This window comes from Methanobrevibacter sp., assembly GCF_045646205.1.
Taxonomy (GTDB): domain Archaea; phylum Methanobacteriota; class Methanobacteria; order Methanobacteriales; family Methanobacteriaceae; genus Methanocatella.
On sequence record NZ_JAZRKF010000064.1, the window covers coordinates 67,504 to 92,572 of the forward strand.

The 25,069-nt window shown below is 31.3% G+C and carries 19 protein-coding genes; 11 read left to right on the top strand and 8 right to left on the bottom strand.

Features of this window, described 5'->3' with window-relative positions; genetic code table 11:
• Positions 1 to 11: 11 nt before the first annotated feature.
• Complete coding sequence (locus tag ACKI44_RS11410; protein WP_407424488.1) at positions 12 to 6,272, top strand: C1 family peptidase; 6,261 nt, start codon at positions 12 to 14, stop codon at positions 6,270 to 6,272.
• Between the two features lie 68 nt (positions 6,273 to 6,340).
• Positions 6,341 to 8,035 (top strand): glycosyltransferase, encoded by a 1,695-nt coding sequence (locus ACKI44_RS11415; protein WP_407424490.1) that lies wholly within the window; start codon positions 6,341 to 6,343, stop codon positions 8,033 to 8,035.
• Positions 8,036 to 8,062: 27 nt separating this feature from the next.
• Here the strand turns inward: ACKI44_RS11415 and mmp11 are convergent, their stop codons facing one another.
• The 7 genes from mmp11 to hacA form a co-directional block, all read right to left on the bottom strand.
• A complete protein-coding gene (gene mmp11 / locus ACKI44_RS11420; RefSeq protein ID WP_407424492.1) occupies positions 8,063 to 9,001 on the bottom strand; it encodes a methanogenesis marker protein 11 in 939 nt (312 codons plus the stop codon).
• 9 nt (positions 9,002 to 9,010) lie between these two features.
• A complete protein-coding gene (gene ribH, locus ACKI44_RS11425; RefSeq protein ID WP_058740242.1) occupies positions 9,011 to 9,427 on the bottom strand; it encodes a 6,7-dimethyl-8-ribityllumazine synthase in 417 nt (138 codons plus the stop codon).
• Positions 9,428 to 9,594: 167 nt separating this feature from the next.
• Complete coding sequence (locus tag ACKI44_RS11430; RefSeq protein ID WP_407424495.1) at positions 9,595 to 10,998, bottom strand: hypothetical protein; 1,404 nt, start codon at positions 10,996 to 10,998, stop codon at positions 9,595 to 9,597.
• Between the two features lie 11 nt (positions 10,999 to 11,009).
• Positions 11,010 to 12,470: a hypothetical protein gene (locus ACKI44_RS11435; protein WP_407424497.1), complete on the bottom strand. Its 1,461-nt coding sequence runs from the start codon at positions 12,468 to 12,470 to the stop codon at positions 11,010 to 11,012.
• The gene (locus tag ACKI44_RS11440; protein ID WP_407424499.1) at positions 12,467 to 13,480 is read right to left on the bottom strand and encodes an isocitrate/isopropylmalate family dehydrogenase; all 1,014 of its coding nucleotides are present in this window, start codon (positions 13,478 to 13,480) and stop codon (positions 12,467 to 12,469) included. Before ACKI44_RS11440 ends, ACKI44_RS11435 begins: the two co-directional genes overlap by 4 nt.
• Positions 13,452 to 13,934: a 3-isopropylmalate dehydratase small subunit gene (locus ACKI44_RS11445; protein WP_407424501.1), complete on the bottom strand. Its 483-nt coding sequence runs from the start codon at positions 13,932 to 13,934 to the stop codon at positions 13,452 to 13,454. Before ACKI44_RS11445 ends, ACKI44_RS11440 begins: the two co-directional genes overlap by 29 nt.
• Positions 13,935 to 13,938: 4 nt before the next feature.
• Positions 13,939 to 15,186, bottom strand: coding sequence for a homoaconitase large subunit (gene hacA, locus ACKI44_RS11450; RefSeq protein ID WP_407424503.1), 1,248 nt, complete (start codon positions 15,184 to 15,186; stop codon positions 13,939 to 13,941).
• Between the two features lie 314 nt (positions 15,187 to 15,500).
• Here hacA and ACKI44_RS11455 point away from each other — a divergent pair, with 314 nt between their 5' ends.
• From ACKI44_RS11455 to ACKI44_RS11475, 5 genes are all read left to right on the top strand, one after another.
• A complete protein-coding gene (locus tag ACKI44_RS11455; protein ID WP_407424505.1) occupies positions 15,501 to 16,655 on the top strand; it encodes a glycosyltransferase in 1,155 nt (384 codons plus the stop codon).
• Between the two features lie 9 nt (positions 16,656 to 16,664).
• Positions 16,665 to 17,387 carry a class I SAM-dependent methyltransferase gene (locus ACKI44_RS11460; protein WP_407424507.1) on the top strand — a complete coding sequence of 241 codons (723 nt, stop codon included), beginning with the start codon at positions 16,665 to 16,667 and terminating at the stop codon, positions 17,385 to 17,387.
• Positions 17,388 to 17,395: 8 nt separating this feature from the next.
• Positions 17,396 to 18,517: a polysaccharide pyruvyl transferase family protein gene (locus tag ACKI44_RS11465; RefSeq protein ID WP_407424509.1), complete on the top strand. Its 1,122-nt coding sequence runs from the start codon at positions 17,396 to 17,398 to the stop codon at positions 18,515 to 18,517.
• 34 nt (positions 18,518 to 18,551) lie between these two features.
• Entirely contained in the window at positions 18,552 to 20,051 is a 1,500-nt protein-coding gene (locus ACKI44_RS11470; RefSeq protein WP_407424511.1) for a DUF2142 domain-containing protein, read from the top strand.
• Positions 20,052 to 20,122: 71 nt separating this feature from the next.
• Positions 20,123 to 21,331: a DUF2264 domain-containing protein gene (locus ACKI44_RS11475; RefSeq protein ID WP_407424513.1), complete on the top strand. Its 1,209-nt coding sequence runs from the start codon at positions 20,123 to 20,125 to the stop codon at positions 21,329 to 21,331.
• Positions 21,332 to 21,349: 18 nt separating this feature from the next.
• On the opposite strand, the gene ACKI44_RS11480 is transcribed toward ACKI44_RS11475, so the two are convergent.
• Complete coding sequence (locus tag ACKI44_RS11480) at positions 21,350 to 22,585, bottom strand: nucleotide sugar dehydrogenase (protein ID WP_407424515.1); 1,236 nt, start codon at positions 22,583 to 22,585, stop codon at positions 21,350 to 21,352.
• A gap of 74 nt (positions 22,586 to 22,659) precedes the next feature.
• Between ACKI44_RS11480 and rfbD the strand changes: the two genes are divergently transcribed.
• The 4 genes from rfbD (at position 22,660) to ACKI44_RS11500 (ending at position 25,065) form a co-directional block, all read left to right on the top strand.
• Entirely contained in the window at positions 22,660 to 23,499 is an 840-nt protein-coding gene (rfbD, locus tag ACKI44_RS11485) for a dTDP-4-dehydrorhamnose reductase (protein WP_407424517.1), read from the top strand.
• A 4-nt stretch (positions 23,500 to 23,503) separates the two neighbouring features.
• Positions 23,504 to 23,950 carry a ribonuclease domain-containing protein gene (locus tag ACKI44_RS11490; protein WP_407424519.1) on the top strand — a complete coding sequence of 149 codons (447 nt, stop codon included), beginning with the start codon at positions 23,504 to 23,506 and terminating at the stop codon, positions 23,948 to 23,950.
• A 9-nt stretch (positions 23,951 to 23,959) separates the two neighbouring features.
• Positions 23,960 to 24,199, top strand: coding sequence for a barstar family protein (locus ACKI44_RS11495; RefSeq protein ID WP_407424521.1), 240 nt, complete (start codon positions 23,960 to 23,962; stop codon positions 24,197 to 24,199).
• 80 nt (positions 24,200 to 24,279) lie between these two features.
• Positions 24,280 to 25,065 (top strand): ABC transporter permease, encoded by a 786-nt coding sequence (locus ACKI44_RS11500; protein WP_407424523.1) that lies wholly within the window; start codon positions 24,280 to 24,282, stop codon positions 25,063 to 25,065.
• The last annotated feature ends 4 nt before the right edge of the window (positions 25,066 to 25,069 follow it).

Consider the following 25,069-nt stretch of genomic DNA (forward strand, 5'->3'; position numbering starts at 1 on the left):
ATTAAAATATAATGTTAAATAAAAAGTTGATATTTTTTACAATATTGATAGGATTAATTGTAATTCCATTTTCATTTGCTGAAGATAATTCAACGGATGTATTATTTGAGGATAATTCTTATTCGGATGTTTATTTTGATGCTTCTGCAGTAGATGATAGTGGAAACGGGTCAATGGAAAACCCATATAAGTATTTAAAATCATCTAGGATTTCGGATAATTCCAATATACATCTCTCTGACGGAGTCTATGAACTGGATTCATCCAAAACTATTTCTTCCTATAATGCTTTCATTGGAAAAAGCATGGAAAATACCATCATAACCTATAAAAATACAAATAATTTGTTTTCAAACAAGGGAACATTAATGTTGAATAATTTAACGATTAAGGGAGCTTCAATTTATAATGCAAAAAATTTAATAGCCGATAATGTAATTTTTAGAGATTCCAATGCTGATTATGGCGGCAGTATTTATTCTTTCGAGGGTAATCTAAATATCTCAGATTCTTATTTCATTAATAATAGCGCAAGGCTTGGCGGAGCCATATGTGATTTAGGTTCCAATATCTTTCTGATTAACATCACTGCAATTAATAACTCTGCTGTTTATCAGGGTGGAGCTATTTATAATATGTATTCAAATTTAAATTTAAACTCATCATTCTTTACAAATAACTCAGCAGGCGAAGGAGAAGCAATATTTTGTGATTATTCCACCTTTTCAATGGCTCATAATGTTTTTAATCAAAATAATGTTTACAGTGCTGTAAATATTGAGGAAAATTTCACAAACAATACCTTCAATAAATCAGAACTGGTGAAACTGGATTATTATAATATAAATTTCGAAAGACCCGATTATATCCCAATGGTTTACAGTCCATATAACTCCACAATACCTTCACGTTATGATTTAAGAGATTATGGATTGGTAACTCCTGTTAAAAATCAGGGAAGTAATGGTAATTGCTGGGCTTTTGCTGCTTTAGCTGCACTGGAATCATGCATTTTAAAGGCAACAGGTATTGAGTATGACCTTTCTGAAGAAAATATGAAAAATCTGATGGCTGTATTTTCTGATTATGGATGGGATATTCTCACAAATAAAGGTGGAAATGATGAAATGATTAGGGCCTATTTTTTAAGCTGGATGGGGCCTGTTAATGAATCAGATGATAAATATACTCTTGATACTTATTTATCACCTTTAATGGAATCTATAATGCATGTTCAAAATATCATATTTCTGCCAAGATCCAATTATACAGATAACGATGGAATTAAACAAGCTATTTTAAATTATGGAGCAGTCTACACATCACTTTATACTACATACTATAAATATCAATATTACAATGGAACAAATAATCCGAATCACGCTGTTGCAATAGTCGGTTGGGACGATAATTTCTCTAAAGATTATTTTGGAGGTAAGCCTCCGGCTGACGGTGCATGGATTTGTAAAAACAGCTGGGGAAACTGGGCAGACAAGGGTTATTTCTATGTTTCCTATTATGATACGAGATTTGCGCAGGTTGGCGTTAAAGACGCTTCATATACTTTTATCTTAAATGACACAGTTAAATACGATAAAAACTATCAATATGATATTATTGGTAAGACAGACTATTTATTAACAAATCAAAGTACTGTATGGTATCAAAATATTTTTAATGCCACATCCGACGATATTATAGCTGCCTTTTCAACATATTTCGATAGACAATCAAATTTTACAGTTGAAATTTATGTCAATGATGAGTTAAAACTCACACAAAAAGGCTCTTCAGTTTCAGGTTACTTTACATTTAATTTCGATGAGTTTATTCCAATTTATAAAAATGACATATTTAAAATTGTTATTAAATTAACTACTGCATCAGAAGCTTGGGTTCCTATTTCAGAAGGGTCTTCTGCTACAAGAATTCATTATATGCCAAATGTTTCATTCATCAGTTATGATGGCATAAACTGGATTGATTTATATGATTATAACATAACGTTATCCGACAGGGGACATTTTTACCTTTCACAGGTGGCATGTCTTAAAGCATACACGATATTTAATTTAACAACAGTAATTAGTTTAAATAACGTTTCAGACTATGACAGTAACTTGGTTAATTTTACTGCAACAGTTAAAGATCAATATGGTCATTTAATTAATGAAGGCTATGTAATTTTTGAATATGGTGGAATAACGTATAACAGAAGTGTGGTTAATGGAATAGCTGACTTGTCACTTAACAATTTAAAAATCGGATATTCAAATTTAACAGCTATTTATATTAACAATACTCATTATTCAGCTTCCCAAGACCAATTAACTATTTACAGGCCTAAACATAGTGTTAATTTAACGGTTAATGTGGGTGATGTTTATTATGGCGATAATTTTAATGTTAATGTCTCTTTAGTCGATGAGGACGAAAAAGATATAGATGCTATTTTAATCTTGACTATTGGTGATAAATCCTATAATGTCAGTTCTAATTCCATATTTGTTGTTCCTGATTTGTTTTTAGCCGGTAATTATAGCGTTAATGTTACCTATAATGGAAATATTTCCTATTATGGAGACATGGCATATGCTGATGTTACTGTAAGCAAATATGATGTTAACCTTTCAGTCAATGTAGATGATGTAACTTACGGTGAATACCTTACTTTTGACATTTCTTTAACTTCTGACTCTAAATTAGTTAATGAAAGTGTAATTTTAAATATAAATGATATTAACTATACAGTTTCTGTAAATACTAATGTTACACTTCCAGTTATTTTAAATGCAGGAAATTATAATGTTAGTATTTATTATAATGGAAGTAACATGTATAATTCCTGTAATTACACGACTAGTGTTGAGGTTTTCAAAACTAATCCGAATTTGGAATTAAAAATAAATGATATTAAATATGGTGAAGAGTTAACAGTTGAAGTTAAATTAACAGGCATTAATGATTCTGAGTTAAATGAGAATGTTACATTAATGATTGATAATAGGAATTATACTTTTAAGGCCAATAGCAATTTTACACTTCCTGTTAAACTGAATGCATCAGATTATAGTGCGGATGTAGTATTTGATGGAGATGCAAATTATAACTCAATTAATATGAGTACTAATTTTACAGTATCTAAAAATGATGTAAATATTCAGTTGTTTGTTTTGAATGGAACTTATGGTGAAAAAACTGTTGTAAATAATTATTTAAGTGATTTGTATGGCAATCTGATTAATGATAACCTTAAACTTGAAATTGATGATAATATTTATGATATCATATCTAATTCTGAGTTCACATTGCCTGTTATTTTGAATGCATCCAATTATAGTGCAAAAGTATCTTTTAAAGGAAATAATAATTATAATGAAAATTACACGACTGTCTTATTTAAAGTTGATAAAGCTAATATTGATTTAAACTTAAGTATTGATAATACAACTTATGGAAATTATTTAATTATTGACAATAAACTTGATTATGATTTAATTTTAAATATTGATAATAAAAATTATTCAATTTATGCCTCTTCCATTTATCAAATCTCTGATTTATTGGATGTGGGCGATTATGAAGCTAAAATAATTTTTAATGGGGATACTAATTATAATCCAAATACACAAATAATCATGGTATCCATTAATAAAGCCATTCCAAAACTTAGTTTAAATGTTTCAGATATTAGTTATGGTAATTATATTCAAGTGTATGTTAAATTAACAGGTATTAATGATTCTGAGTTAAATGAGGATGTTACGTTAACGATTGATGGTGAGAATTATACTTTTAATGCTAATGGTATTTTCACGATTACTGTAATTTTAGATGCTTCTGATTATCCAGTTAATGTTTCATTTATGGGAGATAATAATTATAATCAGATTTCATGCCAAACTAATGTTGTTGTGAGTAAAGTGGTGCCTAAATTAATAGTAAGTGCTTCTGATGTTAGCTATGGTGATAATTTAATTGTTGATGTTAAATTAATGGGCATTAATGACTCTGATTTGGATGGTAATGTTACATTAACGATTGATAGCAGGAATTATACTTTTAATGCTAATAGTAATTTTACTGTTCCTGTTATTTTAGATGCTTCTAATTACTTGGTTAATGTTTCATTTATTGGAGATAATAATTATAATCCTGTTTCTCAAGAGATTAATGTTAATGTGGCTAAAGTTGATTCTAAGTTAATGGTAAGTGCTTCTGATGTTATCTATGGTGATAATTTAATTGTTGGTGTTAAATTATTGGGTGTTAATGGTTCTGAGTTAAATGAGGATGTTACGTTAACGATTGATGGTAAGAATTATACTTTTAATGCTAATGATAATTTCATAATTCCTGTTATTTTAGATGCTTCTAATTATTTGGTTAATGTTTCATTTAAAGGGGATAATAATTATAATCCGGTTTCTCAAGAAATTAATGTTAATGTAGTTAAGGCGAATCCTAAATTAATAGTAGATGTTTCTGATGTTATCTATGGTGATAATTTAATTGTAGATGTTAAATTAATGGGTGTTAATGACTCTGATTTGGATGAAATTGTTACATTAACGGTTGATGATAAAATTTATACTTTTAATGCTAATAGTAATTTTACTGTTCCTGTTATTTTGGATGCTTCTAATTATTTGGTTAATGTTTCATTTATGGGAGATAATAATTATAATCCTGTTTCACAAGAAATTAATCTTAATGTATGTAAAATTGATCCTAAACTGATAATTAACGTATCTGATATTGAATATTTTGGTGATTTAATTGTTATAAATACTTTAACCGGCATTAATGGCAGTGATATTGATGCTCTTCTTACTCTAGTAGTTAATAATAAAAATTATGCTATTGATTCAAACAGTCAATTTTTACTGCCTGATGTTTTAGATGTTGGAAAATATACTGCTAATGTAACTTTCAATGGAAATAAAAATTATAATGCTTGTAATGGCTCATTAACATTCAATGTCAATCCTATTGCTTTAGACATGAATCTGACCATTTCTAAAAACATTAACAATGTTTCCATTCGTGCTCAATTATCCGATTCAATAAACGATACAATCAATCTTAAAATTAATAATAAGAATTATTCTGTAATTAATGGGGAAGTTTTAAATTTAAAGGATTTGGATTTGGGAAATTATTCTGTTGAAGCTTCGTTTGATAAAAGAGGTTATACACCTTTATTAATTAGGGATTATTTCATTATTGATACAATAAATACCTTAATTAAATCAGAAAATGTTACAATGTATTATCATGATGGAACAAGACTTAGCGGAGTACTTACTGATTCCAATAATAATGTTTTAAAAGGCAAAACCGTTAATATTTTCATCAATTCTGTGAAATATACAAGAACAACCAATGATGAGGGCAAATTTTCAATTAATATTGGATTGGATTCCGGTAAATATTTAACAACTCTTGAATTTGAGGGCGATAGTAATTATATTTCTTCATCTAAAGACGTATTGGTTAATATTCGCTCCAGCGTTAACTCCAGCGATTTAATTAAGTATTACAGAAATGCTTCACAATTCTATGCAACCATTTTAGATTATGGTGGAAATCCTGTAGCTAATGTAATTGTAGAAATGAACATTAACGGAGTATTCTATTACCGTACAACCAATCAGCAGGGTGTTGTCAAATTAAATATTAACTTGGAGCCTAAATCATACATTTTAACTCTAAAAAATCCTGTCACAGGCGAATTGGCATCCAGCAATATCACGGTTCTTTCAAGACTGGTCGAAAATTATGATCTGGTTAAATATTATAAAAATGCTTCAAGATACTCTTTAAAAGTATTGGATGAAAAAGGATCTCCATTGGCCGGTGAAAACGTTTCATTTAATATCAATGGTGTATTTTATACAAGAACAACTAATTCTGATGGTATTGCCAGTCTAAACATTAATCTGGAACCTGGAACCTATATTATCACTGCACAATATGGTGAATCAAGGGTTTCAAATACCATTACGGTCTTAAACGTAATTAAAACTGAGGATATTGTCATGAATTATCGCGATGGTACCAGATTCGGCGCTACAATCTTGGACGGCCAGGGTAACCCTTATCCTAATCAAAGCGTTACTTTCAACATTAATGGTGTGATGTATACAAGAATAACCAATGCAACAGGTACAGCTAATTTAAATATTAATTTACAGCCAGGTAAATACATAATCACGTCAATGTTCAATGGACTGTGTGTTTCCAACACGATTTTAATTAAAAGTATCTGATATTAACAAACATTTATACTATTTAAAGGATAAACTTATAAATGTATTAAAACAATTGGGTGAAATATTTGTCTTGGTTATTTGTAATTCTTACCTTTTTGCTGGCTAGTGTAAAGACATCAAAACCAAAATATCAAAAGGTTTCTGTTATTATACCGGCTTATAATGAAGAAAGTACAGTAGCTAATGTCGTTGAAGTTATTAAAAAGGTTTCATGTGTCGATGAAATTATTGTAGTTAATGACGGGTCGTCCGATAACACTGCTGAGGAAGCTTCAAAGGCTGGTGCTATTGTTATAACTCATGAAGTTAATAAAGGTAAGGGTGAAGCTTTATTTACGGGTTATAAATCAGCTGAATGTGATATTATTGCTTTTATTGATGCTGATATTCATAATTTAACTTCCAAAAAAGTTGAAGCAATGATTAAACCTATTTTGACTGGAAAAACTGAAATTACTAAGACAAAATTTGCTCGTGAAAGTGGTCGTGTAACTGAACTGACTGCAAAACCGCTTTTAAACTTTTTCTTCCCTGAAATTTCATTTGAACAGCCTTTAAGCGGTCAATTTGCCGCACGTAAGGAAATTTTGAAAAAAATCCATTTTGAAAAGGATTATGGTGTCGATGTGGGTATTGTTATTGACGCTGATGTATTGGGAATTTCCATCATGGAAGTTGACATTGGTGCAATTGAACATGATATGTCTCCTTTAGCTGATTTAAATAATATGGCTAATGAAGTTGTTAGAACAATTATGAACCGTGCTAACAAGTACGGCAGGGTAACGATGATTGATGACCTTGGATATTATATTCGTATGTCAATTGTAGGATTGTCTCTAGTTATCTTGGGTTTATTCACAATATTTTTTGTTAAATTTATTCCTTTATCTATAGGAGTTATCATTTCTAGTATAGGATTAGTTTTATCAATTTACTACCTTTTCAAAGTTGTCATTCAATCTATTAGTATGTTTAGAAAGACTCCTAGAGGTACTTTATTTAGATCTTTTGTTAAAGTTCATTTCCCTTTAATTGTTACTCTTGTACTTTTACTTCTGATGATTTCAACATTCATTGGTGCAGCCACTTTCGATAACGGTACCATTTCAATTGAACCTAACTCAAGAAATTTAATTATTTTCACAGACAGTAATTCCGATAATTCAATTTCAGTCAGGGGTCCATACACTGTAGACACTGCAATTGAAAATGAATCTAATGTAATACGGGTGCCATCAGATGCAATGATGACTCTAGGTATTAATGTTAATGACACGATTATTGTAAATGATGTAAGTTACATTGTCAATGACACTAGAGACTTCGAACCGGATGTATTAAGACTACCACTTGAGGTAAAAAGTGCACTTCATGTTGATGACGGAGACATAATTCAAAACAGCCGTCTTGTTGATGTCTTCGATAGGTCAGTAGTCTATCATGGTTACAGCAAGGATAATGTATCAGTCAGTGAAAAATTCACAATATCTTCAAAACAGGCAGGGGCCTGGGGATATGAAGTGATTGTTGATAATGTATCTGTTTATACTTCTACAGGAGTATTTTCTGAAAATCAAACATATAATGTTGCCTGCGATAATGATTACATTACAAGCTTTACTTATACTAATAATACAATTGAAAATCAGAATTTCACTTATGGAAATCACGTAATACAATTAAAATTCACTGATGTTAATGCATCATCATCAAAAATATACGGCAATGATTACTTTTTAAACTTTAGATTTAATTAAAAAAATAGATAAATAAGAGAAATTCTCTTATTTTTTGTCATAAGCTTTAACTGCTTCTTCAACATCATTATAAAGACCTAATGCTGCCAAAGCTCCAACTTTACCCTGTTCGCCAGTAACTGCAATTAAGTCAATACCTAATTCTTTGGCTGTTGCTTCTGCAGTTTCAACATCCATCATACCGGATTTTGTAGCAATTGAATATTCTCTTAACTTTTCAGGTATTTCAAGACCTTCAAGAATAGCTATTGCGGTTTTATCTGATAAAGTATCTCTTTTGAGAATTTCAATAGTTCTTTTGATTAATGCTTCTTTTTTCTCGCTTTCAACTGCAAACGTTAAAGCAATGGAAACACAATTTTGAGTTTTATGTGGATTGTGTGGGTATAATTGGACAATAATGTGGTCAAGGTATTCAAAACCTTCACTGGCTAGTTCAACACCTAAATTATGTGCCATTGTCCATGTTGCACCGGCATCTTTCACGTCTGTATCATCAACACCAATAACCACTTTTTCGAGTTTTGGAGTAACTACTGTTGCTCTTCCCTCTTTTGAGCCTCCACCGGATTTTATGAGTTCGATGTATTTAACTCCTTTACCCATTCCTCTGCACATTCCGGCTCCTACTCCAGCACCGGCAAGACCTGCATGAGTAACTTTTACTTCATCATCAATTACTTTAATTTCATCAATTCCTGCCGCATTAAAACTAGCTTTCAAATCAAGTGGAGCAAATCCTACATGGCATGAGTAAACGTGCTTGTTACCGTCACGATAAGCATCATCAATTAACTCTGAATTATTTTTATATTGATGTAATAACCAGTGGGAGCCTGAAATACATGGATGATATTCGACAATTTCAACCTTGTCTCCATCAACCATTGTCAGCACTTTTTCATATGGCGCAACCCAAGGGTCTGAAAATTTTTCTTTTAACTCTTCAGGTTTTAAAATTTCCATATAATCATCTTAAATTTCTTTTAATCTATCACACATTTTGATAGCTGCTTCAACTGCACTTTTTGCGTTTTTAACACGTCTGTGTGCATCTAATCTGGTCATTCCAGGACCGGTGATTCCTAAAGCAACAGGTGTATCATATTCCAGTGCTAAATCAGCTATTTTACGTGAAGCATGTTGTGCTACGATTTGATCGTGGTCTGTAGCTCCTTCAATAACTGCGCCTAAAGTGATAATTGCATCATATTCATCTTTTTGTAATAATTTTTTAATAACAAGTGGCATATCGAATACGCCTGGAACAGCAACTACTTTTGTAATTTCACAGTCTCTATTTTTAGCTTCAGCTGTAGCTAATTCTAACATCATTTGTGTAATATCATAGTTAAATTCTGCAACAACTGCAGCAATTTTATATTTTACCATATTTTAGTCCTCCATTTAAAAAATTTATGCGAATATTAAGAGTAAGAAACCAGCAACCCCACTTAATACCATAATAATTATAATAAAAAGTGCAGCCATTTGCATTCTAGTAAGTTTTTTCATATTTTTATTCTCCTTAAATTATGAATTTATATAACATTTTTAAATTATTTAAATTTTTTTCCAATTTTTCTTAAATTTTCAGTCATTTTCCAACTGTTGGAATTCTTGATTTGGGAGTTTTCCGCCTCCAGATTTTGAATAATCTGGTTCAATTCATTAATTTGAGCCTCATACATTTCGTCTTTTCTGAATTCGGAGTGACAAACATCAACTAATTCGTTAATTTTTTGACTTAATTCACTAATCCTTTTTTTGAAGTATTTCTCTTTATCAAAATCATTATTTTCAATTTTGACATTTAATTTGTCTTCAAAAATAGTATTCAATGTATTAATGGATGATTCTATATCATTTAATCTGGATTTATATTTTATTTCTTTTTGGTCCATGATACTGTTTTCTTCACATATTGCCCAAACGTCAGTTCCGCTACCTTCATAATCGGAAAGTTTTGAAGGTAAAAACGGATTCACGCTGTATACTTCGCTGGTTTTAGTATCATTTACAAGCAATACATCAAATTTTTTACACACGTTTAAAAATTCCAGATAATTCAGGTTAAAATTGAGTTTTGTATTTTCCATAACCTCTTTACTCAAATACTGTTCAAAAAGTGTAATCGTAGATGTGAAAACGTGTAATTTATATTTATCTTTATATTCTTCATTTAAATTGTCAAATGCATTAACAAAGTCTTCCAAAGTTCTTTTTCCAAAAATAACTCCGAAGTATCCAAAATTAATGTATGAGTCATCAATTTCATAATTGCTTTCATTAATGTGATAGTATTCCTCATCTAAAGTATTATGCTCTATAATTTTTGATTTATTTTTTATAAAAGTGGTTATTTCCTGATTTGGAAAGACCTCAAGCATTACTTTTCGCTGATTTTCATTAGTAAAAATAATTTCATCGGCAAATATGAATGTCAGGTATTCACAGATGTAGTTTAAAGTATCATCTTCACCTATTTTTTTGAAATTATCAGGAATTTCTTCATTTATTCTGTTAATGTATTTTTTATCATCAATTGGGCCTGAATTGAGTTTTCCTTCAAAACTATAGATTAAAGGGTCTGAAAATTCAGCACTCCAAATGGTATTAGGATGTTTTAATTTGTATTCCAGCGCTAAAAAGTGGGAATGTATGAAATGGCACATGCTGTACATGCTTTCATACTCGGGCGCTTTATCCAGTTCCGCCATTCCCTTTTCACTGAAAGTTTTAATATTTTCCCAGCCGGTGTCAAAATCAAGATCAATCACATATTTTTTTGTTAAATATTTTTCAAGTACTTGAGCAAAATTTTCATCATAATCCAGATTATTCAGGCTTGCATATATTATATCTACATTTTTTTTATTTTTTAATATCTTTTTAGCCATTGCATTGCCTGTTGTTGTCGAAGATGGGGGAAATGCATAAGAAACAATCAATTTATTCGTCATATTAAAACCTTTTATATGTAATAAATTTCGTTATATTCGTTATTTAAAACATTTATTTTTTTATTAAATAAAATATTTTCATTTTCACCTGTTGTATCAAGTGTGAATTTATTTGCACCGCTTTTAATTCCATAATTTTTATCCAGATACTTATAATGGAGCATTGCCTTTTCAATAAAATCATCATCCAGCGAGGCATTGGCAATAATGTAATATTCGCTTTTAATATTGGCCAGTGCGGCGTTAATGTCACTGTAAGTTTCATATTCTGTCTTTAAATCATTATCTGAAATCAGGACTAATTTTTTTTGAGGATAGTTTATTTTATTGAATTTATTTTCTGCATCAGAAATATCTTCACCATTAACTTTAAAGATTATCTCAATATCATTTGTTTTTTCTTTATATGGGAAGTCAATAGTATCCAAAATGTATTTCCAGCGTTCATAATAGGTATGATATTTTAAGACGGTATAAATATTTTCTAAACGTTTTTCTTCATAATTTTCGTTTAAATCAGGAAACTCATCCTCTTCTATTATGAAAAGGTTATTTTTAAAGATATTTCTCATACCTTTTGAATAGTTACTTATGATATTTGTATTGGAAAGAGCAAGCTCAAAAACTCTTCTTGCAAACATTGTGTCTGATTGGGTTATTGTATTGATATTTATGGCCCATTTGCTCTTTTTATAAATCTCTGAAGTGTCCTTATAGTCAATTGGAGGCAATGTATATTTTTTATACTTTTCCGGATAGCCGATATGCGGAATATCCTGGTAATAGGTTCTGTCATAGATTTTCAGTTCAATATCCTGTTCAATTATCTTATCAAAAATCAAATCCATTATTTTGGCACGTTCCTCATGGTCTTTATAATATGATCCGGCAAAGATAACATTTGATTCCCGTTCATTGGAATTATTAATAGGATTGAATAGCATAGGCTGGCCTGCAAACATGAGTGTATGGACATTATCGCGATTATAATCTTTTTTATATTCATCAACGACTTCTTCAGCTGATGTAAAGATATAATCAAATTTGCTTGCAGTATCTGTGAAAAACCTGCCTTCCTGGTTATAGTAGACTGGGTCTTCTTTATTCCAGAAAATGGTGGGGATATTATTTGCTTTACAATAATTGAGGATTTCAAAGAGAATTTCTCTGTTTTCACTTTCCCCATTTATTTTTTCAATTTTTCCAGCCCAAACTCCATTTTCTCCATTGAAATATCCATGCCATGTTGATTCACAGAAAAATAAATCTGGTTTTTCTTCTTCAAATTTATTCAGCCAGTTATCCGGACTTAGTTCAATTATTTCAAATTCGTATTTAAATGAATCGTATGTAAACTGATCAGAGATAAAAGCAACTTTTATTTCATCGATATATTTAGTATTATCATCTGTTTTTTTAGATGAAAGATTTAAGTATTTTTTCAATGCTTTAATTGACTTTAATTTGCTCATTTTATCAGATTTTTAATTTCTTCTGCAACTTCCATTGTTGTTGCACTGCCGCCTAAATCTCCGGTCAATACTTTTGCTTCAGTCAATACTTTTAATATTGCACTGTCTAATTTGTCTGCAGATTCGTTTTCACCTAAGTATCTAAGCATCATAACGGCGGATAACATCATGGCTATTGGATTAGCTATTCCTTTTCCTGCAATGTCTGGTGCTGAACCATGAACAGGCTCAAATAAAGCACCGTCATTTCCAATATTTGCGGATGGAATCAATCCGAGTCCACCAACAAGACCTGCACCTTCGTCTGATAGGATATCTCCAAACAGATTCGTTGTTACAATCACTTCAAAGTTTTCAGGCTGTGTAATAAGATACATTGCAGTCGCATCAACATAAAAATCCTCTTTTTCTATATCAGGATATTTTGCACCGACTTCATAGAATATCTCTTTAAATAAACCGTCACTTTTCTTTAAAACATTAGCTTTGTGAACGCCTGTGACTTTGGATTTTCCATTTTCTTTTGCATATTGGAATGCATAATCAATAATCCTTGCTTCTGCTTCACGTGTAATTACACGTTTTGCAATTGCACCGTCATCAGTAAATTCTTCCTTATCGGCAATATAAAGTCCTTCCGTATTTTCACGGACTATCATAAAGTCAATGTTTTCAGATAAGGAATTTGTATTAGGATATGATTTTACAGGCCTTAAATTAGCAAACATTTTCATTTCCTGGCGTAACTTAACAATAACGTCTGCTGCAGTTTCACCGGCAGCTCCAAATAAGCATGCATCAGCATTTCTTACAATATCAATGGTTTCCTGTGGAAGGGCGCTACCTGTTTTTTCCAGACAGGCATCTCCCGCTTCACCATAAGTATAATCAAAATCAATGTCTAATTCATTTAAAACAGATATTGTAGCTTCCATTACTTCTGAGCCTATTCCATCTCCTGGAATAATGGCAATTTTATATTTATTCTCTTTTGGTTTTGAGGTACTCAATTAATCCACCTTTTTCAAGTATTTCTAACATAAATGGAGGTAATTTTTTAAATGTAATTTCTTCTCCCTTTTCAGATTTGATAATTCCGTTGTCCATGTCAACTTCTATTTCATCTCCATTTTCAACCATGTCTGTTATTCCTGGAGCTTCAAGAAGCGGAACTCCTACATTTGTAGCGTTTCTATAAAAAATTCTGGCGAAAGATTCAGCTATTACTGCAGATATTCCGGCACCTTTGATTGCAATAGGTGCATGTTCACGTGAAGATCCGCATCCGAAGTTCCTTCCCGCTACAATAAAGTCTCCTTCTTTACATTTTTCACTAAATTTATCGTCTAATCCTTCCATACAATGTTTAGATAATCTTTCTTCATCAGTATAAATTAAATATCTTCCTGGAACAATTATGTCTGTATCTATGTCGTCTCCAAATTTCCATGCAGTTCCTTTCATATAATCACTCCGGTGCAACAATTCTTCCTTCAATTGCAGAAGCAGCAGCAACTGCAGCGGAAGATAAATAAACTTTTCCATCAGGTGAACCTTGTCTGCCTTTAAAATTCCTGTTGGATGTTGATAAACTCACTTCACCAGGTCCAATAATTCCGGTATGTCCTCCAAGACATGGTCCGCAGCAAGGAGCAGAAACTAAAGCCCCGGCATCAACGAATATTCTAATCAGTCCTTCATCCAATGCTTTTGAATAGACTTCTTTTGAAGCCGGAATAACTAACATTCTGGTTCCTTTAGCAATTTGCTTTCCTTTAAGTATTTTGGCAGCATCCCTTAAATCACTTATTCTTCCGTTAGTGCATGAACCTAAAAATACCTGGTCGATTTCCTCATCGACTTCGCTGACAGCCTTTACATTGTCCACATTATTAGGGCAGGCTACTTGAGGTTCCAAATCGCTGACATCAATATCAATAATATTCAATGAAGGGGCATCCAAATCGCTTTTAAATATTTTATAAGGTTTTGTGGATCGTTTTTCTACATATTCGATAGTTTTTTTGTCAGGCTCTACCAAACCGGTTTTTCCACCCATTTCAATAGCCATGTTACATAAAACCATTCTGTCGGAAACGCTCATGTCTCTAACAGTTTGGCCTGCAAATTCACATGCCTTGTAAGTTGATCCGTCAGCTCCCATCTGGCCTATAATATGTAAAATCACATCTTTTGCATAAACATTATCCTTTAAATTACCAGTGATTTCAAAGCGATTGGTTTCGGGAACCTTAAACCATAGGTTTCCCTCGGCAAAAACCATTGCCATATCAGTTGAACCTATACCTGTTGAAAAAGCACCTAATGCACCATGTGTACAGGTATGGGAGTCAGCACCAACAATAACTTCTCCGGGAACGACATGCCCCAGTTCAGGTAAAATCTGATGGCAGACACCTGCATTAACATCGTAAAAATTTTCTATCTTCTGCTCTTTAACAAAATTTCTCATTATTATATGATTATTAGCAGAGTCAATAGAGTCGGCCGGAACCTGGTGATCAAAAGGAATAACAATTTTGGAGGAATCCCAAACCTTTTCAGCACCAATTTTTTCAAATGACTCAACTGCAAGTGGTCCAGTTAAATCATGTGTCATTGCAACGTCTATGTTTGCAATGATAATGTCTCCGGCTTCAACTTTATCTTTACCCGAAGCTCTAGCTAATATTTTTTCAGACATAGTTTTTGACATAATAATTAACCTTTTTTCAATAATTATATTATATTTTGTTTTATTATTTAATTAAAATTTTGGAAAATGCTTTTTTCATTAAAGTTAACTAATCAAATTTAATTCTATGATTTTGACTAAAAAGTATTCTGGAAGAGTATTTTTTATTCAATACATTTTTTTAAGCTTATGATATAATCATATATTTATATAACATGTTCAACAAAACATTTTTCATAGGTAATTCTTTCAAAGATTAAAGAAAGTGAAGATGCTCAAATTGTAGAAAAACTAGCGGATATTCGTTAAAACAGTATTTTAATTAAGGTGTTGTCATGTTTAAAATCATTAAAAATCTATTTAATAAGGATAATTCTTTAAATTATAATGATTTAAAAAACATTAACATCGCTTATGTGCTGAGTGATTTTCCTTCACTTTCAATGACGTTTATTGTAAATGAGATTAGATGGCTGGTTGAAAAGGGTTATAATGTAAAGGTAATTACTTTTTCAACTCCTGCTGTTCCATGTGATTTGGGTTTTGATGTGAGTATCATTCGTTTTGATGAAAATACGCAAACTCATGAAGATTTAGTGAATAATTTGGAGAGAATTTTAATTGAAAATGATATTCAGCTCATTCATTCCCATTTTGTTTATCCCATTGGAACTCTCTTCTTATATCCCCTCGCTGAGAGATTAAAAATACCTTTCACTATTTTTGCTCACGCCTCGGATATCTTCAGATATTGGGTTGATGAATCAAATAAAGTATCTGAAATCTCTCAATGTCCCTATTGTAAGGCAATATTTACCTTAGGTAATTTTCATAAAAACTACTTGATGGAACGTAATGTTCGTGAAGATAAAATAGTCATTACCAAGCAGGCTACCAATTATGAAATTGAGGATTTTGAATTATTGGATAACAATCCTAAAAAAATAGTTTCAGTATGCAGATACACAGAAAAGAAAGGTCTTGATGATTTAATAGATATAGCCAAATTGCTTGAAGATAAAAATTATGAATTTTCCATGTATGGATTTGGAGAATTAAGGGAGGATTTGGAAAATAAAATAGAAGAGATGAATCTTTCCAACATTACGATTAATGATGAACTGAAAGGCCATGATGAAGTTAAAAAAGTACTAAAAGAATCAGATTTGCTGGTTTCACCATGTAAACGGGCAAGTGATGGTGATATGGACGGTATTCCAACTATCATTTTTGAAGCGATGGGTTATGGAACACCAGTACTGACAACTGACGTTTCTTCTATTCCTGAAGTTATAGATGATGGAATTAACGGATTTATAGTTGAAGCTTACAATAAGGAAGCTTTTGCAAATAGAATAAATGAAATTATGGCTCTTGATGAGGATGAATTATTAAAAATTAGAAAAAAGGCTCAAGAGGACGTTGAAAATATTTCAAGTGTCGATAAAACAATGGAAATATTAACCAATACTTGGAAAAATATTAGATAAGGGATGCTCATGAATTTAAAAAATAAATTTTTATCTCACAGTAATCAGTTTAATTTTTATAAAGATAATTATGAAGCTCTTCTAAATGAAAATGCTATTTTAAAGGAAGAAAATAATTTTTTAAAGCAACATCAATCTGATAAAGACATGTTTAAAAGAAAGATTAGGGGATCTTCCGGTGACGTTGGAAAAACAATATTTTTGGACTGGGTTTTAAATAATGTCGAACGTAACGAAAAGATTTTGGATGTCGGTTTTGGCGGTGGAGTATACGGAAAAATTTTAAAGGCATTTTACTATGAGCATATTGACGGAGTTGACGCCTGGAGTGAAAATATTCTTGAAATGGGTTTGAATTTCATTTATGACAATATTTTTATTGAAAACGTATTGGATTTTGAATTTGATCATTATGATTTAATTATTATGGGGGATGTTTTAGAGCATATTAGCCTTAAAGACAGCAAAGCCCTTTTAGATAGATTTATCAGTGAAGGTAAAGTGTCCAAATTATTTATTCAGGTCCCTTATATGTATGAAAACCATGAAGAATGGCAGGGAAATCCTTATGAAGTCCATCTTCAGGATGAAATTAATGAGGAATATATGGAAAGGGAGTTTCCTTTTTTAGAATTGCTTCAAATTGATACTGTTCCTGCACATACTACAGCTCTTGGAAGAAAAACAGGTGAAGATACCTATTGTGCAACTTATATATGGTGTAAGGAGTAGGTGTATTTATGAAATATGGATTAATATGTTACAATTACTTGGAAAATGTTGGCAATGAAATTCAAAGTATTGCTGCTCGCAGATTCTTACCTCAAATAGATTATCATGTAGATTTTAACAATTTAGCTTCATTTAAAGCTGATGAAGAATTTAAAATGATAATGAATGCATGGTATCTTCATGATAAGAAATCCTGGCCGCCTATTGATGAAAATATTAATCCATTATTGATTTCTATGCATCTGAATACCAATAATACTAATACTCCAGAAGCCTTTTTAAGCGATGAAAGCAGAGAATTTCTATCAAAATACGGGCCTGTCGGTGCAAGAGATCCTTTAACTCAGGAATTCTTACAGTCCAATGGCATAGACTCTTATTTTTCAGGCTGTTTAACGTTAACGTTAAAGGGCGAAGAAAATGTTGAAAAAGAGGATTATATTGTTTTAGTTGACGTGTCTCAGGATGTTTTGGAGTTTGTAAAAAGCAAAACCGATAAACAGATTTATGTAGTGTCTCAAGCACTTCCAACGAATCTGAATAAGCGTAAATTAGATGATTTGTATTTCTATCTTGAAGACAGGATTTATAATAGCCAGGAAAAGTTCTTTTATGGTGAATGCTTGCTGAACTTATATCAAAGAGCTAGATGTGTAATAACCAAAAGACTTCATGTGGCATTGCCTTGTTTGGCTTTAGAAACTCCGGTTTTACTTATTAATGATGATATAATTAATGGTGAAATAAGATTTTCCGGGTTTAAAGACTGGCTTAACTTTATAACTTTGGACGAATATAAATCAAATTACAATATATTTGATGTTAATAATCCTCCGGAGAATAAAAAAGATTACTTAAAATATAGAAAGAATTTAATATCTACAGTTAAAGAATTTACAGGGCATGAAAGTCCTTCTTTCAATACATTTGACTATAATAAGTTTTCTGCATTGTTTTTATCAAAGTTAAATACTTATTTGAATGAAACCAATCAGTATGTATTTTCTTTAGAAAACAAAATTAAAGAACTTGAAAATCATATTAATGCTCAAAATGAGTTAATTAATCAAATGGAGAATTCGAATAGTTGGAAATTAACAAAACCGTTAAGAAATATTAGGAATCGTTAAGTTTTCAATATAAACAGTTATAAAGGGAGATAATATGAAGTTTTTGGAATTGAAAAATTATTATATGCTATACTTATTAATAATAGTTTTTTTTACAGTTTCCTTTCTTCAAATTGAGGATTATTCATCTCCCGGATTTGAAATTATAATGTTAGCATTAGTGTTTGTATTGGGAGCATTCAGTTTATATTATTACACTCAAAATGAAGATAATCTGCATAAAGTGGCTTTTGTAATAATACTGCTTTTTGGAATTACGTGTGTTTTTTTAACTCCAATCAACGACATATCCGATGAACAGGAGCATTGTACAAGATCAGAAATTGTTTCGACAGGGCAAATTTTAACGGATTATGTACAGGTACCGAATCAGACGTTTTATGGATATTTAACTATTAAATCCATTGATGATTTAGCTCAAAATGCCGGTAACAATGTTTTCAACACCAATGTTGACGATGGAAAAATAGATTACTCGCCGGTGTATCTGAACTCGGCATTTTCACAGAATCCTTTTTATTCATACTTGCCACAGGCATTAGGATTCTTTTTAGCTAAACTCCTTGATTTAAATGTAATTTGGATGATGTGGTTGGGAAGATTATTTAATTTATTGTTTTATTCATCAATTATAGCTCTAGCTATTAGAAAGGCGCCAATTTTAAAATTCCCTCTGTTAATAATATCTATTCTGCCTCTTGCAATTTACCAGGCAGCATCCCTAAGCGTTGATGGAATGTTTTCCTGTCTGGCCATACTTGCATTTTCATACTTCTTATACTTCTATAAAACTCCAAAAATCAAGTGGACTGATATAGGTATTTTTTATCTGGCTATTGTATTGTGCGGATTGTTAAAATCTCCATTTTTAGCTTTAAGCTTACTGTTATTCTTGGTTCCAAATGAACACTTTGAAAGTCAAAAGCAAAATATAATATCAAAACTGGCTATTTTGCCGGTTCTCGCTATTGGAGTGATGTGGAGCAGTTATGCCACTACAGTTTTAGGAAATTCATGGAGAGGAGAATTCTTTGCTAAAAATCATGTAAATGCATCTGAACAAGTAACATACCTTCTAAGCAATCCGATATTTGCAATCGAAAGATTTTTAGATCCGTTTACAAGGTTACCTATTGTTGTAGAGAGATTTTTCTTCTTTTCAAATGATGTGCGTCAGTATACTTCATCACTTCTCGCTATATTATACATGATATTTTTCACTGCATTTTCCATATTATGTCCTTTAGATGAAAAATTTGATATTAGAACTAGAGTTAAGGGATTAGTTATAGGATTAATAATATATTATGGTGTCATTTTTGTGCAATATTTAACCTGGTCGGGTGTCGGCGGAACAAATGCACTTGAAGGTGTATTTAGCCGTTATTTCATGCCTTTATTAATTTTCATTCCATTTATTATTAATAAAGAATTTTTGGAATTTGACAGGGAAAAAATATTATTATTATTTTTAACACTGGCCTTGAGCTTTATTTCAGGAATGGTAATGCTTACAGTTTCAGTTAAATATTAATTAATCTGAATTTAACTACTTTTCTTTGTTCAATCATAACTTTATATAACATGTAAAACAAAATATTTCTCATGAGCAAGTTTTTTGGAAGATTTAAAAAAGAAGAAGAGGAACCCATTTTTGAGGATCAAGTTCCTGTATGGGAAGATAGAATTTTTTGGGTAGAAACTTTACAAAAAATAGCTTTACCTGTATTAATGAGTGTTAAAAAGGATTCTTTAAGAAAAAATATGCTTTTGGAGTCTAAAAGTTCTGAAGGCAGTAAATTTGCTTATCTTCAAGCATTTGCCCGTGTATTCAATGGTATTGCACCATGGTTAGAACTCGGACCTAATGAATCTGAAGAAGGTAGACTTCGTGATAAATACATTGATTTAACAATTAGAGCTATTTCTGTAGCTGTAAATCCTAAAAGAAATGATTATATGTTTTATAATGAGCCTAAACAATCATTAGTTGATATGGCTTTGTTTGCTCAAGGTTTGCTTCGTTCTAAAAATCAGATTTGGCTTAATTTGCCTATGGATGTTCAGGCAAAGATTATTGATGAGCTAAAAAATTCAAGAATGATTGCTCCTTATGAAAATCATTGGCTATTATACACATCATTAATTGAGGCAACACTATTGGAATTCACTGGGGAATGTGATAAAGAGCGTTTAGTATATGCTATTCATAAGTTTAGAGATGAATGGTACATTGGTGATGCAATTTATAATGATGGAGAAGATTTTGCATCAAATTATTATAACAGTATTTTCATACATCCTATGCTCAATGATATTTTGGTTGTAATGAGAAAATATGGTTTGCCTGAAGGTGAATTTTTAGATGTTCAATTCATGAGATCATCAAGGCTTGCTTCTCAGTTAGAGAGATGTATTTCTCCAAACGGTACTTTTCCGGTTGTAGGCCGGTCAATGACTTATCGTACTGGAGTATTTCACACCTTGTCACAGGTTGCATTACTTAGAATTTTACCTAGAAATATTGAAGTTGCTCAAGTCAGGTCAGCTTTGACTAAAGTTTTAAGGAATTTATTTGAAGGAAATCAAAATTTTGCAAATGGTGGATGGTTGATTACCGGTTTAAATGGTCATCAAACAGAAATTGCTGAAAATGACATTAATACTGGAAGTTTATATATCTGCTGTTCAGTATTTTTACCTTTAGGTCTTGATTCCAATGATCCGTTCTGGTCTGATGATTTTGCAGAATGGTCTTCTCTTAAAGCATGGAACGGACGTGCTGTGGGAAGCGATCAACCTATTGATTTCTAGTGTTAAAATATATTAACATTAGGAATCCTTCAGTTCATATAAATTTCCGTAATTATAAAGCTTGATTTTATCCGGAACCTTGTAAATTATATTTTTTGTATCAAAGATTACCGTATCTTCATGTATTAATGTGTAATCAAGGTTTTTAAATTCATTATGGTCACACAATATTAAAATTAAGTCCGCATCAGTTACCGCATCTTTAAAAGTGACGAAATCAGGATTGTCTATATGTGGGTCATGAATAGCTATTTCATAATCTTTACTTAAATTTGCTATGATTTCATATGCAGGACTTTCTCTGTCATCACCAGTATTTCCTTTATATGAAACTCCCAAAACAGCAATTTTACCTTTTTTGATTATTTTTCTTACATTTTCACAAACGAATTCCGGCATGGAGTTGTTTGTATCTCTTGCAAGCTTGATTATTTTAGCGGTTTCCGGCGCTTTTGCATAAATAAAGTATGGATCAATTGCAAGGCAGTGTCCGCCAACACCAGGTCCTGGAGAATGCAAGTTAACTCTCGGATGTTTATTTGCCATTTTAATAACATCCAGGGCATTAACACCAATTTCAGTACAGATTTTTGCAAGTTCATTAGCCAGTGCAATGTTAACGTCTCTGAAAGTGTTTTCCATACATTTTGATAACTCAGCAGTTTTTGCTTCAGTCAGCATTAATTCGCCTTCTACGAATTGACCATATACCTCACTGGCCTTTTTAGAACATTTTGGAGTTACTCCTCCGATAATGCGGTCATTGTGAATTAATTCTTCTATTATTTTTCCGGGAAGAACCCTTTCAGGACAATGTGCAAGATATAAATCTTCTCCAATTGTAAAACCTGCTTTTTCAAATATAGGCTTTATAATATCATCTGTTGACATAGGTGCAATGGTGGATTCAACAATAATTGTATTTCCCTTTTCCAGGCAGGGAATTATTGATTCACATGCACTTACAACATAACTTAAATCACAGCTATAATTTTCAACAATATATGGGGTAGGAACTGTAATGATGAATGCGTCTGCCTTTTCAGGCTTTAAGGAAGCTTTATAAACTTTATTTTTTAAAGCTTGTTTTATTATATCAGATATTCCCGGCTCTTCGATGTGTATGATTCCGTTATTTAAGTTTTCTATCATTTTTTCATTAACATCAACTCCAACAACCTGGCAGTGATTTCTTGCAAATAATGCTGCTGTTGGAAGTCCGATATAGCCTTGTCCAATAATACACACTTTCATACAAACACCCCTTGTAATTTTAAATATGAATATAGATATAGTTAATTAATATATTAAATATTATGGGGATAAATATGAAAATTTTAATTGCCGGTTCTAATGGTATGTTAGGCCATGATTTAATAGAAGTTTTAAAGGATAATCATGAATTGATATTAACAAACTCCAAATCATTAGATATAACTGACAAGGAGCATACAATTAATTTCATCAAGGAAAATAATCCGGATATTGTTATTAACTCTGCAGCTTATACTAATGTTGATGGATGTGAAGAAAATGTTGACTTGGCGTTTGCCGTCAATGGTGAAGGTCCAAAAAATCTTGCTTTGGGATGTAAGGAAGTTAACTGTCCATTAGTCCATGTAAGTACTGATTATGTATTTAATGGTAAAAATACTCGTCCATGGCTTGAAGATGATGAAATTGGCCCGATCAGTGTTTACGGTAAAAGTAAACTTGAAGGAGAAATAGGAATCCAGGAAACCATTGATAATTTCTTTATCATAAGAACTGCCTGGTTATATGGTATTAATGGAGGCAATTTCCCTAAAACAATGCTGGAACTTGCTGAAAACCATCCGGAAATCACTGTGGTGACCGATGAGGTGGGATGCCCAACTTACACTTTGGATTTAGCTAAAGCCATTGGCCAATTAATTGAAACGGATTATTATGGAATTTATCATATAACTAATTCAGACAGCTGTTCATGGTTTGATTTTGCAAAATACATTTTTGAAGTGGCTGATGTGGATGTTAAAGTAACTCCTGTTACAGCATCAGAGTTTGCAAGACCTGCTCCAAGACCATCCTATTCAGTTTTGGAAAATAAAAAATGGATTGATAATGGATTTGAACCTTTAAGAAGTTATAAAGAAGCTATTGTTGAATATATTAATTTAATCAGGTGAGCTTATGGATAAGCGTTTTATTTTTGTCTTTGCTATTTTTATAATAGCCATTTTCACAGGTTTATTTGTTATTTCAGCAGCACATATTGATAAGGTTTCTATTAATAAAACTGATATTAGTGAAAATGGTCAGTATTGTACTGTTAATGAGGTAGCATCTTATATAAAACAATATCACAAACTTCCAAGCAATTATATAACGAAAAGTCAGGCTAAAGACCTTGGATGGAGTGGTGGACCTCTTAAAAAATATGCTCCTGGAAAGAGTATCGGCGGTGACACTTTTACAAATAGACAGGGTGTTCTGCCAAAAAGTTCGGATAAATACATTGAATGTGATATTAATGCAAATGGAACAAACCGTGGTGCTGAAAGAATAGTATTTAACACGGGGGATTTCAGAGTATATTACACAAATGATCATTATAATACGTTTGTTGAATTGAAATAGGTGTTTTAATTGAATTTAATAGAAATTGATGGTAAATTAATTAAAAAGGAAGGGCATGATTATATAAAAGAGGCTTTAAATTTCCCTGATTATTATGGTAAAAATTTAGATGCTTTATATGATTGCTTAACTGAAATAGGCATTGAAACTCAAATAAAGTTAATTAATGCGGATTTAATTTCAAATGATTTATTAGAGACTTTTATTGATGCATCTGATGAAAATGCCTTTTTAGAATTTGATTATTAAAAGGTAATATTTTTATATTATCTTTTTCAAATCATTAAATTAAGTTTAATTTTAAATAAATTGGTGGATTTGATTTATTAATGTTTGACTTTAAAAATCATTATAGAACATTTAAAAATTACAGTTTTTTACTAACGGAACTTATTAAAAGGGATATTAGTGGAAAATATAAAGATTCTACTTTAGGTCTTTTTTGGAGTTTTTTAAACCCTTTATTATCCATGATTGTATTAACAATAGTATTCTCTACCTTTTTCGGAAGAACTATTGAAAATTTCCCAGTTTATCTGTTAAGCGGTAAATTAGTTTTTGATTTATTTGCAAATGCTACAACTGGGGCTATGGATTCAATTAAAGGTAATTCTGAGATTATTAAAAAGATTTATGTGCCCAAATATATGTTTGCCGTTGGTATAGTATGTTCTGAATTTATAAACTTTTTAATTTCATTAGTCGTGTTAATCGCAGTAATGTTAGTTACTGGAGCTCCATTTTACTGGTCATTATTCTATTCTCCAATTCCATTGTTTTTCTTGCTTGTATTAACAATGGGTGTGGGTTTAATCCTTGCTACATTAACTACGTTTTTCACAGATATAAAATATCTTTATGGAGTTTTAACAATGCTTTTATCATTCATGACTCCGTTATTTTATCCGATTGAAATTATTCCAGAACAGTTTTTATTCTTCTTTAAAATAAATCCACTTTATGCTGCCGTATCCTCTTTCAGGGATATTGTTTTATATGGTGCATTTCCACAGACAAAATTCTTATTGTATTTAATAATAACGTCAATATTTGCTCTTGTCTTAGGTGTTTATCTGTTTTATAGATATCAGGATGAATTCGTAATTAATATTTAGGAGG